Origin of the sequence: Mesopusillimonas faecipullorum (assembly GCF_020539505.1) — a bacterium.
Classification (GTDB): domain Bacteria; phylum Pseudomonadota; class Gammaproteobacteria; order Burkholderiales; family Burkholderiaceae_B; genus Mesopusillimonas; species Mesopusillimonas faecipullorum.
The window spans coordinates 88,033-102,256 of record NZ_JACDXW010000002.1 but is presented as its reverse complement, the minus strand read 5'-3'; the positions used below and the strand labels follow the sequence as shown (position 1 = coordinate 102,256).

The window sequence follows — 14,224 nt, the reverse complement described above, 5'->3', positions numbered from 1 at the left end:
GACAGTTGGCGTCTATTACTAGAATTTCAAGCCCTGCGCTTACCAGCATTGTGATCCGCATCATCCTTACTCGCCTGGCGCCGGTTCCATGACGCATTGCAAAGGATGCTGATTTGCCCGGGCCAAGCGCATCACTTTATCGACTTTCGTCGCCGCGATGTCTCGCGTATAGATGCCACAGACGCCCCTGCCTTCATGATGCACCTTGAGCATGATGTGCTCGGCCTGCTCGACGGACTTGCTAAACACCCTGCGCAACACCTCGACCACGAACTCCATGGGCGTGTAGTCATCATTGAGCATCACCACCTGGTACATGGGTGGAGGTGCCAGTTTGCTTTCGTCGCGTTGCGCCTTAACGTCGCGACCGATATCCGTTTCAATTGCCATAAATGATTGCCAATCTAAGTAATTACCATAGTTGACGATATCCCGCCTTCGTCCGCATCATCGTAATGTTCTGAAATGTTATGGGAAATTGCCCATCCATGCAGAACTCGGTGGCTAAAAGGTTGCATTCTTCAAGCCGCGCTACACACTTCGACACCCATGTTCACATAGTCAAGAGGCAGTACGTATGTCCGAGTCCAGCACGACCTCCGTCTCAACGGGGCAACAGAAGCTCAACGGAACCGTCAAATGGTTCAATGATGCCAAGGGTTTTGGGTTCATCACCCCCGATGACGGCGGAGAAGACCTTTTCGCTCACTTTTCGTCCATTCAGATGAATGGCTTCAAAACGCTCAAGGAAGGCCAAAAAGTCAGCTTCGAAATTGCCCAAGGGCCAAAAGGTAAGCAGGCACTCAACATCACCAACGCTTGATTTTTACGCGGTTTTTTCTACACCGCGCCACGATACAATAATAAAGACAAGACAACTCTTTCTCGGGTGGGGCACTCTTGCCTCACCCGTTCTTACCTACATGCTTTTGCAACGCCGCAATATACTGCGCAGTCTGGCTGCTGTGCTAGCCCTGCTTCCAGCCATCAGCTGGGCACAAACCAGATCTTTCATGCTTTTACCTACCACCACCCTTACCCTGGTTGGGCAAGCAGGAGTTAACGTAAAAGCCGAAGTCGAACTGGCCACCACCCCTCAAAGCCGGGCTCAAGGCCTGATGTACCGCGAACGTATGCCGCCCGACCATGGCATGTTGTTTGTATTCGAATCCGATGCCGGTTGCTTCTGGATGCGCAATACCTTGCTGCCCTTGTCGATCGCCTTCATTGACGCCCAAGGCGTCATCACACGGATCGCGCACATGCAGCCGCTGTCAGACGCCGAGCACTGTCCTACTCAGCCCTCGCCCTATGCCTTGGAAATGCATCAAGGATGGTTCGAGCGACAAGGTATCAGCCCAGGCGACCGCGTAACCGGCCTACCCGAACGACCGTAAAAGGCCGTTCGGTGCGGGAAAACCAAGCTTAGACGCGCTCGAGAATGACAGCTATGCCCTGGCCAACGCCTATGCACATGGTGCACAAGGCGTAACGGCCGCCGGTACGCTGCAGTTGATACGTTGCCGTGGTGGCCAAACGAGCGCCACTTGCACCCAAGGGGTGGCCCAAGGCGATAGCCCCGCCCATGGGGTTGACGCGTGGGTCATTGTCGGCAACGCCTAGTTGGCGGAGTACTGCCAGCCCTTGCGAAGCAAAAGCCTCGTTGAGCTCGATAATGTCGATCTGATCGATGGTGAGCCCAGCCAGCGCAAGCGCTTTCTGGGTGGCAGGCACAGGCCCTATACCCATAACGCGTGGCGCAACCCCGGCCGTTGCCATTGCCACGACACGAGCGCGCGGCACCAAGCCATGCTGAGCGGCAGCGGCTTCAGAGGCAACGAGCAATGCGCAAGAGCCGTCGTTTACACCCGAAGCATTGCCAGCTGTAATCGTGCCGTCAGGGCGAACGATGGGCTTGAGTTTAGCCAAGGCCTCGAGGCTGGTTTCGCGGGGGTGTTCATCTTTATCGACAATGATAGGGTCGCCCTTGCGCTGGGGAATATGCACAGGCGTGATTTCATCGGCAAAGAGGCCGGCCTTTTGCGCCGCAGCCGTCTTGGTTTGGCTGGCCAAGGCGAAAATATCCTGGTCTTCGCGGGAAACTTTGTAATCGTCTGCCACGTTTTCAGCCGTCTCGGGCATGGAATCCACACCGTACTGGGCTTTCATCAGCTTATTGACGAAACGCCAGCCTATGGTGGTGTCTTCAATGCTGGCTTGGCGCGAAAACGCTGTTTCGGCCTTGCCCAGCACAAAGGGTGCGCGGCTCATGCTTTCTACGCCGCCAGCCACCATCAACTGCGCGTCACCTGAGCGTATAGCCCGGGCTGCGGACCCCAAGGCATCCAGCCCTGAACCACACAAGCGGTTCAAGGTGCCGCCAGGCACATCTACCGGCAGCCCCGCCAGCAATACTGCCATACGGGCAACGTTACGGTTATCTTCGCCGGCCTGGTTTGCGCAGCCATACAGCACATCGTCAACGCGCGACCAATCTACACCCGTGTTGCGCTGTATGAGCGCCTTGAGCGGAATGGCGGCCAGATCATCGGCTCGCACGGAGGACAAGGAGCCGCCATAGCGGCCAAAGGGAGTGCGCACGGCATCGCAAATGAAAGCTTGATTGGTTGTCATGTTCGGAACCTGTGAAATCCGGCTGGGCCGGGAGTACTACGTGTGTTTCGAGCCAAATATTGACTACGCCCGAATGCACCCTGGATACAGCTGCGGGGTGCATTCGGGCGGCCACTACGGTTAACGAATCCAGCCCGATAACGGCAGTGGCGAGAAGAGCCTGAGGATTAACCCAGATTCTTAGCTGCGAAGTCCCAGTTCACGATGCCCCAGAAGCTTTCCAGGTATTTGGGACGAGCATTGCGGTAGTCGATGTAGTAGGCGTGTTCCCACACGTCACAGGTCAGGAGTGCAACATCGCTGGTGGTAAGAGGCGTAGCCGCATTACTGGTGTTGACGATGTCCAGGGAGCCATCGGCCTTCTTGACCAACCACGTCCAGCCCGAACCGAAGTTACCAGCAGCCGACTTGTTGAAGGCTTCTTTGAAAGCCTCAACACTGCCCCATTTGGCATTGATGGCTTCAAGCAACTTGCCAGTGGGTTCGCCGCCGCCGTTGGGCGAGAGGCTGTTCCAGTAGAAGGTGTGGTTCCAGACCTGAGCCGCGTTGTTGAATACGCCGCCCGATGACTTCTTGACCACGTCTTCGAGCGATGCCGATTCGAATTCGGTGCCGGCAACCAGATTGTTCAGGTTGGTGACGTAGGCCTGGTGATGCTTACCATAGTGGAACTCCAGTGTTTCTTTGGAGATGGTGGGCGCCAGCGCGTCAAGAGCGTAGGGAAGAGCAGGAAGCGTAAAAGCCATGATGGATTCCTTCTAGTACCGGTTAAACGAAGCCGGCGCTAAAAGCGCGCCAGCGAACTCTTCATTGTAACGACGTCTGGGCCATCCCGTATGCAATAGCCCTGCTTGCGCGGGGTTATTCTTGCGAGGGCACCTCGGGAGCGTCAGCCGTCACTTGCAAGACTTCGACCTGTGCGCTGCCGCGACTCAGCCGCAGCGACAGCGGGTCACCTGATTGCAAGTCTAGCGCATTTCTGACCAGCCCCCCTTGCGCATCCATCACTATTGCGTAGCCCCTATCTAGCACGTGCTGAGGGCTCAGCGCGCGCAAAGTCTGCTCAGCAGATATCAACCTGGCGTGGCGCTGGTCGACCTGACGCGCCCATGCCTGCTCCAGACGGCGCTGCAAGGCTTCCAAGGCCCGCTGACGCGGACCTATCTCGGGTAGCGCACGCGTCAGTTGCTGAGACAAGCGCATCAACAATTGGGCCCGCTGGCGGGTTAGCTGAGTCAGGCTACGGCGCATGCCTTGAACAACTTGGCGTAGATGGGTGCGTTGCGCCGCAAGACGTTGCGCCGGGCTGATCAATCTGCCCACCGCCCTATCCAAGCGCAGCGCCGATAAGGTCAATTGACGCTGCTGCTGGGCTCGCATGGCCTGCACCAGACTTCGCACCTGAGCCAAGCAGCTGGTACGCGCCTCGCATGCCAGCTCGGCTGCAGCCGTAGGCGTAGGCGCACGCAGATCGGCAACAAAATCCACCAAGGTGAAGTCTGTCTCATGGCCTACCCCACTGATGATGGGGATGGGGCTTGCAGCCACCATACGAGCTAAAGCCTCATCGTTGAAGCTCCATAAGTCTTCCAAACTGCCGCCCCCTCGAACCAGTAGCAGCGTCTGCACTTCATTGCGTTCGATGGCGTTGGCCAACGCGGCTCGCAATTGCCCGGCTGCCTCCGCACCCTGTACAGCGGCGGGATAAATGACCACCCGCACGTGCGGCGCGCGCCGCGACATCGCCGTGAGCACATCCCTCAGCGCTGCCGCAGCCAGCGAGGTGATGACACCCACGGTAACCGGCACTGGTGCGATGCTGCGCTTACGCGCCGCGTCGCACAAGCCGTCGGCAACCAGTTTGTCTTTCAGGGCAAGAAAAGCGGCATGCAAGTCGCCCCGACCCGCGCGGCGCATGAGCTCAACCTGCAGCTGATACTCGCCTCGCGCTTCGTAAAGCGTGACACCGGCTCGAATTTCCAGTTTTTCACCCACACGCGGGGTAAAACCCACAGCCTGGGCTCGACCACGAAACATGACAGCACGCACTGAAGCGCGGTCGTCCTTAAGCGTGAAATACCAGTGCCCTGAAGCAGCCGAAGTAAAGTTGGAGATCTCGCCGCTGACCCATAGTTGGGGGAAGCTGCTGCTCAAGTACTCGCCAACCTGGCGGTTCAACTGGCTAACGCTTAAGACTTCATTGGGAGATTTCATCACGGTCTGTCCACACCCAGAAAGAAACAGTCAAAGTACTGAAATACCAACCAAATTGCGCTTACTGTTGACACAAAACCTAATGAAATCATCACAATATATTGATAATAAAGGATTTTATGAAAAACAAAGACCTGTAGCAAAATTGACCAATGAACCGCGAAGGCAGCGTACTCATGACATCCGCCAAGCTTATACACAGAATTATCCACAGTTTTTGTGGATACTTGGCTGAGAGCATTTATGCATGCGCATCTTGCTAGCTCAAGTCAATAATGACAGGCACTACAAGCCAAGCCCATAGGCTCAGCCCACTACATCCTGGCGTTTAGGCCTTGGCGCCTGACCACGAGCAAACAGCAAAGCAATAGTGATGAACCGGCCACCGGGTATGCCTTTACCCCGCAGGGTAAAGACGCCTAAAATCCCGCCATTCAGGCCGACGTTCGCAAAGGAGTCACCCATCGTGCTGCAGATCATACATGAGGCAGGCTGGCCCATCTGGCTGCTGCTCATCACCTCCGTCTTCGGCTTGGCCATCATCATCGAAAGAACACTTTCCCTGCGTAAACGCAGAGTCCTGCCCCCAGGGCTCCTGGACGAAGTCATTGCCTTGGTGCGACGCCAGCATGATTTACCAGCCAACCTTGAACGTCTCGCAGGCAGTTCACCGCTGGGCCGGGTGTTGGCCGAAGTGGTGGCAGTCCGTGGGCAAAGTGATGCTTATCGACACACCGCCATAGAGGAAGTGGGTAAAGACGCCGCTTGGCAACTCGAACGCTACCTGCCCGGTTTAGCCACCATTGCTGTGATTGCGCCCCTGATGGGCCTTTTTGGCACAGTAGTGGGCATGATAGAGATTTTCGCTTCTTACACACCCGACGGCGGCGACCCATCGCAGTTGGCGCGAGGGATTGCCATTGCGCTGTACAACACGGGTTTCGGTATTTTGTTGGCCATCCCTGCGCTCATCATGCATCGTTTTTATCGCACTCGGGTGGACTATTTCACACATCAGCTCGAACGCCAGGCCACCACCCTGGATCGCATCCTCAGCGGCCATGCGGCGCGAGCAGGTGAGTCGTATATGGCCGAAGACGCATGAAATTCCGACGACAGCGTGATGCCGACACCCTCGATATCAATCTCATTCCCCTGATTGATGTTCTGCTCGTCATCCTGATCTTTTTGGCCGCCACGACCTCATTTACGCGCTTGCAAGCGCTGCAAGTCGAACTACCTCGTGCGGGATCTCAAACCAGCGTACCCGATGCCCTGCGGTTGGCCGTGAGCCGAGACGGTCTCTATGCACTGGGTGAACAACTGGTAGAGGCCCCTGATGCCGCCACACTGGCTCAAGCTCTTCGCCAGTCGCGAGCGCACCCCGAGCAGCCGCTGATCATCCTGGCAGATGCCGACAGCACGCATCAGTCTGTCATGCTGGCTTTGGAAGCCGCTCGCGACTCCGGCTTTGTTCAGGTCAGCTTCGCCGCCACCGGCACGCCATGAGCAAGCGCGAAGCCGCTTGGCAACATCGCGCATTGGCCATTTGGCAAGATAAAGGTTGGGTCAGCAATCTACTTTTACCTTTGTCGTGGTTGTATGGCGCAGTCATTAGCCTGCGCCGCCGCTATTACAGCCGCCTTTTGCCCGAGCCCCTAGAAAAACGTCCGCCCATCGTTGTCATCGGCAATCTGGTGGTGGGCGGCACCGGCAAGACACCAACCGTTATTGCTTTGGCGCAAGCACTGACACAAATGGGTTGGCGCCCTGGCATAGTGAGCCGCGGCTACGGCGTACGTATAGGCCCGGAGCCACGCGTTGGCCAAGGGCAGTTGTCAGCCGCCCAATTCGGTGATGAGCCGGCCTTAATCGCACAAGCTACTCAATGCCCGATTGCGGTGCATCCTCAGCGCACATTGGCTTTACAGGCCCTGCTCCAGGCCCACCCACAACTCGATGTCGTCATTGCCGACGACGGTTTGCAACACCTGCGTCTCCCGCGCGACCTCATCGTCATCGTGCAAGATGCTCGCGGTGTGGGCAACGGGCGCCTGCTACCGGCAGGCCCTTTGCGCGAACCCGCCAGCCGGCTAAAAGAAGCTCATACCATCGTGACCAACTTGACCGCGTCCCATTCGGTTTCGGCGCACGCTTCGCCTATTCAAACCATGCTGCCACACCAGACCGTCATGCGGCTGGCTCCCGTCAGCCTGACACAATTATCCAGCGGCGCGCAGTTAAGTTGGGCGCAATGGACGCGCTCCCATGCTCAAGGATCCATTACCGCCCTTGCTGCTATCGGGCAGCCCCAACGGTTTTTCAATATGCTGACCCAGTACGGGCTAACATTAAGCAGCACGCGGGCCCTGCCCGATCACGAGGCGCTAGACGAAAACAGCCTGCGCCGTCTTACGGCGGACTTTATTGTCATTACTGAAAAAGACGCCATCAAATGTCCTAACTGCCGCGACGACAGGGTGTGGTCGGTGCAGGTACGGCCAGAGTTTTCCAATTCCGGGTGGGCACAGGAAATTTCCCTGTCACTGCATCGTTTGGTCGGGCAAAAACCTTCATCTGGCATTACACTTAAAGATTGAAGAACCAAAGCCGGAGCCCAGGTGGATACGCAACTCCTAGACATCCTAGTCTGCCCTTTATGCAAGGGTCAGCTTAAGCACGACACTGCACAACACGAATTGATCTGTCAGGCTGATCAACTGGCGTTTCCCGTACGCGATGGCGTACCCGTCATGCTGATTGACGAAGCCCGTCAGCTTCAACCCGCTGCGTCTCAATCGTGAGCTTTCATGTTGTGATTCCGGCGCGGGCAGCTTCCACCCGTTTGCCCGACAAGCCCTTATTAGATATAGGTGGTGTGCCCATGGTGGTACGCACGGCTAATCAGGCTCGCTTATCGAACGCCGAGAAAATCGTTATTGCCACGGACGACGTTCGTATTGTTCAGGCTGCCCAAGCGCATGGCCACGAAGCCGTGCTCACGCGCACTGACCACGCCACAGGCACCGATCGCTTGGCTGAAGTCGTCCAACTGCTCGGCCTTCCTGATGATGCCCTCTTGGTCAATGTTCAAGGCGACGAGCCTTTGATCGAACCCGAACTCATCAATACCGTTGCCCACCTACTGCAGGGTGCGCCCGACGCTGCGATGGCCACTTGCGCCGCCCCGATTCACGACGCCGATACACTTTTCAACCCCAACGCAGTCAAGGTGGTGTGCGATTTGCAGGGCCGTGCCTTGTATTTTTCGCGCGCACCTCTGCCCTGGGCCCGAGATGCATTGGCGGGCGGCAAGCAAGTGCTGGCTTCCGGCCTGCCCGCGCTGCACCATATCGGTTTGTACGCCTACCGAGCGCATTTCCTGCGTCGGTTTACCCAATTGCAAATGGGCGTGCTCGAACACTACGAATCACTTGAGCAGCTGCGCGCCCTAGAAAACGGTCACACCATAGTGGTGGCCAAGGTGGCGGCACTACCTCATGGCGGCGTCGATACGCAAGCCGATCTGGCCAGAGTCAGGGAACTGGTGTCTCAAAAAATGATGTAAAACGCATATGCATAATTTGTTGCATTGCGGCATAATTCAACAATCTCGTAATAATCCCCAGGAGGAACTCCATGCGACTGATTCTGCTCGGTCCGCCCGGTGCTGGCAAAGGCACGCAAGCTGCATTCATTACCGAAGCCTATGGCATACCCCAGATTTCCACTGGCGACATGCTCAGAGCTGCGGTCAAAGCGCAAACGCCGCTGGGCATCGAAGCGAAAAAAGTCATGGATGCGGGCGGCTTGGTCTCCGATGACATCATCATCGGTCTGGTACGCGATCGCCTGCAACAACCCGATTGCAGCAAAGGCTATCTCTTTGACGGCTTCCCTCGCACGATTCCCCAGGCCGATGCGCTTAAACAAGCCGACGTGACCCTGGATTTCGTCGTAGAAATCGTGGTGCCTGACGAAAACATCATAGAGCGCATGAGCGGTCGGCGCGTTCACCCGGCCAGCGGTCGTAGCTACCATATCCGCTTCAATCCTCCCAAAACTCCCGATGTCGACGACGTCACGGGCGAAGCTTTGGTGCAGCGCGACGACGACCGAGAAGAAACGGTGCGCCACCGTTTGTCGGTTTACCAAGACCAGACCCGCCCTTTGGTTGACTACTACTCCAGCTGGTCCAATAGCGGCGACGCTAAAGCCCCTGCCTTCCGCCAGATTTCCGGCGTAGGCTCGCTAGACGAGATCCGTCAGCGTATCGGCCAAGCACTGGCCTAAGACTCTTCTCGTACACCGGGCCTAAGGGTCCGGTGCGGCATCCGTTTCTTACATCCGATAAAAAGTGGGCTTAGCGCCCACACCTTCAACGAGGCAAATCATGGACATCAAGAACAAGGTCTTTATCGTCACAGGCGGTGCGTCCGGTCTGGGCGCAGGTACGGCACGCATGTTGGTACGCGAAGGCGCACGCGTCGTGCTGGCTGACGTACAAGACGAAGCGGGTCAAAAGCTGGCTCAAGAACTCGGCCAGACTTATGTGCATTGTGACGTCACCCAAGAGGCCGACGCACAAAACGCCGTGGATACCGCTACCGGCCTGGGCAAACTGTTCGGTTTGATCAACTGCGCCGGCATTGCTCCCGCCGCTCGCATCGTTGGTCGCAATGGCCCCCATGCGCTCGACCTTTTTCAAAAAGTCGTCATGGTCAACCTAGTGGGCACGTTCAATATGTCGCGCCTGGCTTCTCAAGCCATGAGCCTGAACGACCCCGAGCCCACCATGGAGCGCGGCGTCCTCATTAATACTGCCTCGGTAGCAGCCTACGATGGCCAAATCGGTCAAGCGGCTTACGCTGCCTCGAAAAGCGGTGTGGTTGGCATGACCTTGCCGGTTGCACGCGACCTAGCCAAGCTTGGCATTCGCTGCGTCACCATCGCTCCGGGCATCTTCTCGACGCCCATGATGCAAAACATGCCCCAAGACGTGCAAGACTCCTTGGCGGCCAGCATCCCCTTCCCTTCGCGCCTGGGGCTGCCTGAAGACTACGCCAAACTGGTGCAAAGCATCATCACCAACGAGATGATCAACGGTGAAACCATCCGCTTGGATGGCGCCATCCGTATGGCTCCGAAGTAAGCACGTTTTTTTCTTGCCGTCGATATGGGCTTGCTGCGCTCGGCCGCGACAGTTAGTGGTTTTACGCTACTGTCGCGCATCACCGGCTTGGTGCGCGACGTGCTGGTGGCGGGCGCTTTCGGCGCCGGCCCTCTCACCGATGCCTTTTGGGTAGCCTTTCGCATACCCAATCTTCTGCGACGCCTCTTTGCAGAAGGTGCTTTTTCCCAAGCCTTCGTACCGATTCTGGGTCAGGTGCGCGCCGAAGGCGACGACGAATCTGTACGTACCCTGCTTGATCATGTCGCGCAATTTCTCACGTTTGTGCTGATGATCGTGACCGCTTTGGGTGTGATAGCCGCGCCCTGGGTGGTTGGCCTGATGGCCAGCGGCTGGCTGGTAGAAGACCATCAAAGCGCCTTTGATGCTGCCGTCTGGATGACCCGGGCGATGTTCCCCTATATTCTGTGCATGTCGCTGGTGGCCTTCGCCTCTGGCGTGTTGAATACCTGGCGCCGCTTTGCTGTACCGGCTTTTACGCCCGTCTTGCTTAATCTGGCCATGATAGGGGCCTGCCTGTTTTTGACCCCTTACTTTGAAGTGCCCATACACGCGCTGGCTGTGGGAGTGATGCTGGGTGGCGTGGCTCAATTAGCGGTACAGTGGATGGCTTTGGCCCGATTAGGCTTGGCGCCTCGGCTGCGACCAAAAGTTAAGCGAGCCTGGCAAGACCCCACGGTCAAACGCATTTTGCGGCAAATGCTCCCCGCCATTCTCGGTGTCTCAGTGGCCCAGATATCCCTGCTGATCAACACCAATATTGCTACTTGGTTAGCCAGTGGGAGCGTCTCGTGGCTAACCTTTGCTGACCGCCTCATGGAGTTCCCCACGGCCTTGCTCGGGATAGCCCTGGGCACCGTGCTGCTCCCCAGTCTCTCAGCTGCCCACGCCACAAAAGACACCTCGCGCTATAACCAATTGCTGGACGGCGGCTTACGAGTCGTCTTGCTGCTGGGGCTTCCGGCTGCCCTGGGCATGGCCTTATTGGCCGAAGGCCTAGTGGCCACTTTGTTTAACTACGGCGCCTTCACCCCCGCCGACGTACAACAGACTCAAGTAGCAGTAACTGCGTACGCGGCAGGCTTGCTCGGGCTACTGGCGGTCAAGATTCTGGCGCCGGGGTTCTACGCCCGCCAAGATATCCGCACTCCTGTTCGAATCGCCATTTTCGTTCTGGTTGCCACCCAGTTGATGAATCTTGTTTTCGTTCCCTGGCTGGCGCATGCTGGTTTGGCGCTTTCCATAGGCTTGGGCGCCACCCTGAATGCGCTTGTGTTACTGTTTCTGCTGCATCGGCGTGGCTTGTATCAGCCAGGCAAAGGCTGGGGGCGATTTCTCTTGTCTATTTTGCCCGCGCTAGCCGGCTTGGGTGCTTTGCTGTTTATGGCCGATCGCCACCTCGCCTGGACCGCCGCCCAAGCCGCTTATGCCGGTGACATGGCACGTGTCGGCCAACTAGCACTCGTGTTAGGCGCCGCTGCGGTAGTTTATTTTGGCTTGCTATGGCTATGTGGAGTACGACCGCGCCATTTCCGAGCAGCTTAATCTTTTTGGAGCCTACCCATGCCGCGTTTGCTGCTGTCGAGCATCACTCTTGCTGCTGCTCTTAGTTTTACCCTTCCCCTTGCTGCACAAGCTGCTTATGTCGGCCCCTCGGTAATGAAAGAAAAAAGCAGCGTGCGAGACGTTCTAGACAAGCCCGTAGACGGGCAACCGGTCAAGCTGCAGGGCAAGCTTTTGCGTCAAACCGCCAAAAGCCTTTACTTATTCTCAGACGGTAGTGCTGAAATAACCGTAGAAATCGATGCCGAAGACTTCCCACGTGAACCGGTGGACGAAAACACTGAAGTCTTGATTTCCGGCGAAGTCGACACCGGGCTCAAGCGCCCACCCAAGATCGAAGTCGAGCAGATCAGCATCGTCCAGTAAATAAGACATCGCTTGACAGGCCAGCCTATGCCAAGACTGCCACGCGATTTCTACAACCGCGATACCGTTACAGTTGCCCACGAACTACTGGGCAAAATTCTGGTGCATCAGATAGACGGCCTTGCGCGCATGGCACGTATCGTCGAGGTAGAAGCCTACCTGGGCCCGGGCGATCTGGCCGCCCACTCCGCACGCGGCCTCACCCCACGCACACGCGCCATGTTCGGCCCACCAGGCCACGCCTATGTATATTTAATATATGGCATGCACCACTGCTTGAACGTGGTAACCGAGCCCGAAGGCAGTGGCACGGGTGTGTTGCTACGCGCGGTAGAACCTATCGCCAATATTGAAGGGAATACCCGCGGGCCCGGCCTGCTGACTCGCGCCATGGGCATAGACAAACGCCATTACGGTCATGATCTATGCAGCGACGAGCTACATCTGCTGGCGCCATTGCACGAAACACAAGAGATAGAAATAGTCGCCAGCCCCCGCATCGGCGTGCCTTACGCCCAAGAATGGGCTGATAAGCCGCTGCGTTTCCACATCCTTGGCAATCGCTACGTCTCACGAAAATAGGGCGCGGCCCCTGAGGACCGCGCCCTAAATTGCGTGCTACTTACTTTTAGGTGCTAAGGCAATTTACTGCAGCACCACCGAACGCGAAGCGCTCAGCGAACCGAAGTTCAGGTCCACTTTCAATGTCGTATTGGCAGGCAGCGTGCTCTGTTGCAGTTCGGCAATGTACTGGAACACAATGCCTGTCTGCATCGCTGCGAACTCGGCTTGCAACTGCGACTGATCGACTGACGAAATATAGTGGCCACCCGTTTCATCCGCGATGCGCTTCAAAATATCTTCCGAAACGCCGGTACCGAAAGCCACCGTCCAAAGCGGAATATTGTCTTGCTTGAAGTTAGCGATCAGCTCGTCTGCACTCAATCGGCTGGAGTTGTCATCCCCATCGGACATCAACACAACGATCTTGCGGGCGTTGTTACGCGCCAAAACCTTTTCCCTACCCATATCGGCAGCGCCGTAGGCTGCAGTAGCGCCATACCAGGGGTAGTAAGTCCAAGACTTGAAGCGCAAGGTAGCCGGTAAGGTCGGATGCAGTTCATCCAGGATGCTGCCGCCCTTGTTCCAGAACGCCGAGTAACGATTATATTGATCGACAGTCAGGCGCAGATTATCTGCACTCGTGTTGAAACCCGAGTCATCATAAGAGATCGTGTAGTCAACAGGCACATCGTCTGAGCCGCTCACCAGGGGGCGCTCTTCCAAGAACGTACGGTCTATCCAACTGACTTTATGATCAAAAATAACGAAGCCAACCTCGTCCGTGGCGCGCTTACCATCCAGGAAGGTATGAGCGGCACGTGCCGTCATGCGTAAAGCATTCAAAGAACGCCCATTCTCATCCATAACGACATTCCCGTCACTATCGCGAACCCAACTGTCCATCGAGCTACTCCCATCCAGCGCCAGCGCAATACTGGCATTGCCGTCAACCTGCGAAGCTGCATAGGCCAGCGACTTAAGGTCATTAGGGTTAGCGCCGTTCACGGAGTAACTAACTGCCGTTTGCGGAACACCGAGCACAGCCTTGTTCGTGATGGTATCCACAATCGTGAAATACAGCTTGCTGTCGCTCCACTGAAGCGAAGCAATCTCGTAGCCCGCATCAGCCACGTCCGGCAGGATGGACAAAGCAGGAGGCGTGTTGTCAGCACTTGGATCGAAAGTGCTGGCAGGAACCGTCATGACTTTGTAGCCGGTAGCCGTTGCCGTCACATAGGCGATGTTGGCAGGCACGGTTGCCGAGAACACCCCACACTCGTCGGTTTGAGCCGTCACGCCCGAAACTTGCTCGTCTGCGGTGGTGAAAGAGATGGCGGCGTTGGCAACAGGCGCATAGCCCGTAGGCACATCAGGGCAAGTGCTATTTGCTGCAGCGACCGCTTTGGGGCGTGCCAAAGCAAGCTTGGCACGAGTGCGTGCGGCGGTATCAACCTGCGCACCATCAGGAACCACAATGGCACCACCGATGGTCACTTCTACAGGATCGGGATCGGGATCAGGAGTTGGATCGGGATTAGGGTTAGGTGTGGGATCAGGTTCAGTAGGCGTGGGCGGATTATTATCATTCCCACCGTCACCACCACTGCTGCCGCCGCAAGCAGCCAAAGACAGGGCGAGCAAAATAGCTGTAATACTGCGGGTAGTTAGTGCAGTAGACATAGCTTCTCCAAT

General features: G+C 56.9%; 17 protein-coding genes. 12 read left to right on the top strand and 5 right to left on the bottom strand.

The features are described 5' to 3' along the window. Nucleotides 1–66: 66 nt before the first annotated feature. Nucleotides 67–390 (bottom strand): ATP-dependent Clp protease adapter ClpS, encoded by a 324-nt coding sequence (clpS, locus tag H0484_RS03865; RefSeq protein WP_226953136.1) that lies wholly within the window; start codon nt 388–390, stop codon nt 67–69. Nucleotides 391–577: 187 nt separating this feature from the next. Here clpS and H0484_RS03860 point away from each other — a divergent pair, with 187 nt between their 5' ends. Further along, complete coding sequence (locus H0484_RS03860) at nt 578–823, top strand: cold-shock protein (RefSeq protein WP_226953135.1); 246 nt, start codon at nt 578–580, stop codon at nt 821–823. Nucleotides 824–1,013: 190 nt separating this feature from the next. Next, nucleotides 1,014–1,397 (top strand): DUF192 domain-containing protein, encoded by a 384-nt coding sequence (locus tag H0484_RS03855; RefSeq protein ID WP_226953134.1) that lies wholly within the window; start codon nt 1,014–1,016, stop codon nt 1,395–1,397. A gap of 28 nt (nt 1,398–1,425) precedes the next feature. Here the strand turns inward: H0484_RS03855 and pcaF are convergent, their stop codons facing one another. The 3 genes from pcaF to xseA all read right to left on the bottom strand — a co-directional run bounded on the left by pcaF (nt 1,426) and on the right by xseA (nt 4,848). Then, nucleotides 1,426–2,634: a 3-oxoadipyl-CoA thiolase gene (gene pcaF, locus H0484_RS03850; RefSeq protein ID WP_226953133.1), complete on the bottom strand. Its 1,209-nt coding sequence runs from the start codon at nt 2,632–2,634 to the stop codon at nt 1,426–1,428. A 167-nt stretch (nt 2,635–2,801) separates the two neighbouring features. Beyond that, nucleotides 2,802–3,380: a superoxide dismutase gene (gene sodB, locus H0484_RS03845; RefSeq protein ID WP_226953132.1), complete on the bottom strand. Its 579-nt coding sequence runs from the start codon at nt 3,378–3,380 to the stop codon at nt 2,802–2,804. Nucleotides 3,381–3,495: 115 nt separating this feature from the next. Then, nucleotides 3,496–4,848, bottom strand: coding sequence for an exodeoxyribonuclease VII large subunit (gene xseA, locus H0484_RS03840; RefSeq protein ID WP_226953131.1), 1,353 nt, complete (start codon nt 4,846–4,848; stop codon nt 3,496–3,498). Between the two features lie 466 nt (nt 4,849–5,314). Here xseA and H0484_RS03835 point away from each other — a divergent pair, with 466 nt between their 5' ends. From H0484_RS03835 to H0484_RS03790, 10 genes are all read left to right on the top strand, one after another. Beyond that, entirely contained in the window at nt 5,315–5,953 is a 639-nt protein-coding gene (locus tag H0484_RS03835) for a MotA/TolQ/ExbB proton channel family protein (RefSeq protein ID WP_226953130.1), read from the top strand. Beyond that, nucleotides 5,950–6,357, top strand: coding sequence for an ExbD/TolR family protein (locus tag H0484_RS03830; RefSeq protein WP_226953129.1), 408 nt, complete (start codon nt 5,950–5,952; stop codon nt 6,355–6,357). The genes H0484_RS03835 and H0484_RS03830 overlap by 4 nt, the downstream gene beginning before the upstream one ends. Further along, complete coding sequence (lpxK, locus tag H0484_RS03825) at nt 6,354–7,448, top strand: tetraacyldisaccharide 4'-kinase (RefSeq protein ID WP_226953128.1); 1,095 nt, start codon at nt 6,354–6,356, stop codon at nt 7,446–7,448. Before H0484_RS03830 ends, lpxK begins: the two co-directional genes overlap by 4 nt. A gap of 21 nt (nt 7,449–7,469) precedes the next feature. Then, nucleotides 7,470–7,652 (top strand): Trm112 family protein, encoded by a 183-nt coding sequence (locus tag H0484_RS03820; RefSeq protein ID WP_226953127.1) that lies wholly within the window; start codon nt 7,470–7,472, stop codon nt 7,650–7,652. Beyond that, on the top strand, nt 7,649–8,416 hold the full coding sequence (gene kdsB / locus H0484_RS03815) for a 3-deoxy-manno-octulosonate cytidylyltransferase (RefSeq protein WP_226953126.1): 768 nt from the start codon (nt 7,649–7,651) through the stop codon (nt 8,414–8,416). The genes H0484_RS03820 and kdsB overlap by 4 nt, the downstream gene beginning before the upstream one ends. A 71-nt stretch (nt 8,417–8,487) precedes the next feature. Beyond that, nucleotides 8,488–9,141 carry an adenylate kinase gene (gene adk, locus H0484_RS03810; RefSeq protein ID WP_226953125.1) on the top strand — a complete coding sequence of 218 codons (654 nt, stop codon included), beginning with the start codon at nt 8,488–8,490 and terminating at the stop codon, nt 9,139–9,141. Between the two features lie 100 nt (nt 9,142–9,241). Continuing rightward, nucleotides 9,242–10,000 (top strand): 3-hydroxyacyl-CoA dehydrogenase, encoded by a 759-nt coding sequence (locus tag H0484_RS03805; RefSeq protein ID WP_226953124.1) that lies wholly within the window; start codon nt 9,242–9,244, stop codon nt 9,998–10,000. Between the two features lie 24 nt (nt 10,001–10,024). Beyond that, nucleotides 10,025–11,584, top strand: a complete 1,560-nt coding sequence (murJ, locus tag H0484_RS03800) for a murein biosynthesis integral membrane protein MurJ (protein WP_226953123.1) — start codon at nt 10,025–10,027, stop codon at nt 11,582–11,584. 18 nt (nt 11,585–11,602) lie between these two features. Continuing rightward, nucleotides 11,603–11,968: a YgiW/YdeI family stress tolerance OB fold protein gene (locus H0484_RS03795; RefSeq protein WP_226953122.1), complete on the top strand. Its 366-nt coding sequence runs from the start codon at nt 11,603–11,605 to the stop codon at nt 11,966–11,968. Nucleotides 11,969–11,995: 27 nt separating this feature from the next. After that, nucleotides 11,996–12,550 (top strand): DNA-3-methyladenine glycosylase, encoded by a 555-nt coding sequence (locus H0484_RS03790; RefSeq protein ID WP_226953121.1) that lies wholly within the window; start codon nt 11,996–11,998, stop codon nt 12,548–12,550. Nucleotides 12,551–12,613: 63 nt separating this feature from the next. On the opposite strand, the gene H0484_RS03785 is transcribed toward H0484_RS03790, so the two are convergent. Further along, entirely contained in the window at nt 12,614–14,212 is a 1,599-nt protein-coding gene (locus H0484_RS03785) for a VWA domain-containing protein (protein WP_226953120.1), read from the bottom strand. Between the last annotated feature and the right edge of the window lie 12 nt (nt 14,213–14,224).

Bases quoted from the DNA above. Each gene is read 5' to 3' on its own strand.
- clpS (WP_226953136.1), bottom strand. From the start codon at position 390: ATGGCAATTGAAACGGATATCGGTCGCGACGTTAAGGCGCAACGCGAC.
- H0484_RS03860 (WP_226953135.1), top strand. From the start codon at position 578: ATGTCCGAGTCCAGCACGACCTCCGTCTCAACGGGGCAACAGAAGCTC.
- H0484_RS03855 (WP_226953134.1), top strand. From the start codon at position 1,014: ATGCTTTTACCTACCACCACCCTTACCCTGGTTGGGCAAGCAGGAGTT.
- pcaF (WP_226953133.1), bottom strand. From the start codon at position 2,634: ATGACAACCAATCAAGCTTTCATTTGCGATGCCGTGCGCACTCCCTTT.
- sodB (WP_226953132.1), bottom strand. From the start codon at position 3,380: ATGGCTTTTACGCTTCCTGCTCTTCCCTACGCTCTTGACGCGCTGGCG.
- xseA (WP_226953131.1), bottom strand. From the start codon at position 4,848: ATGAAATCTCCCAATGAAGTCTTAAGCGTTAGCCAGTTGAACCGCCAG.
- H0484_RS03830 (WP_226953129.1), top strand. From the start codon at position 5,950: ATGAAATTCCGACGACAGCGTGATGCCGACACCCTCGATATCAATCTC.
- lpxK (WP_226953128.1), top strand. From the start codon at position 6,354: ATGAGCAAGCGCGAAGCCGCTTGGCAACATCGCGCATTGGCCATTTGG.
- adk (WP_226953125.1), top strand. From the start codon at position 8,488: ATGCGACTGATTCTGCTCGGTCCGCCCGGTGCTGGCAAAGGCACGCAA.
- H0484_RS03805 (WP_226953124.1), top strand. From the start codon at position 9,242: ATGGACATCAAGAACAAGGTCTTTATCGTCACAGGCGGTGCGTCCGGT.
- murJ (WP_226953123.1), top strand. From the start codon at position 10,025: ATGGGCTTGCTGCGCTCGGCCGCGACAGTTAGTGGTTTTACGCTACTG.
- H0484_RS03795 (WP_226953122.1), top strand. From the start codon at position 11,603: ATGCCGCGTTTGCTGCTGTCGAGCATCACTCTTGCTGCTGCTCTTAGT.
- H0484_RS03790 (WP_226953121.1), top strand. From the start codon at position 11,996: ATGCCAAGACTGCCACGCGATTTCTACAACCGCGATACCGTTACAGTT.
- H0484_RS03785 (WP_226953120.1), bottom strand. From the start codon at position 14,212: ATGTCTACTGCACTAACTACCCGCAGTATTACAGCTATTTTGCTCGCC.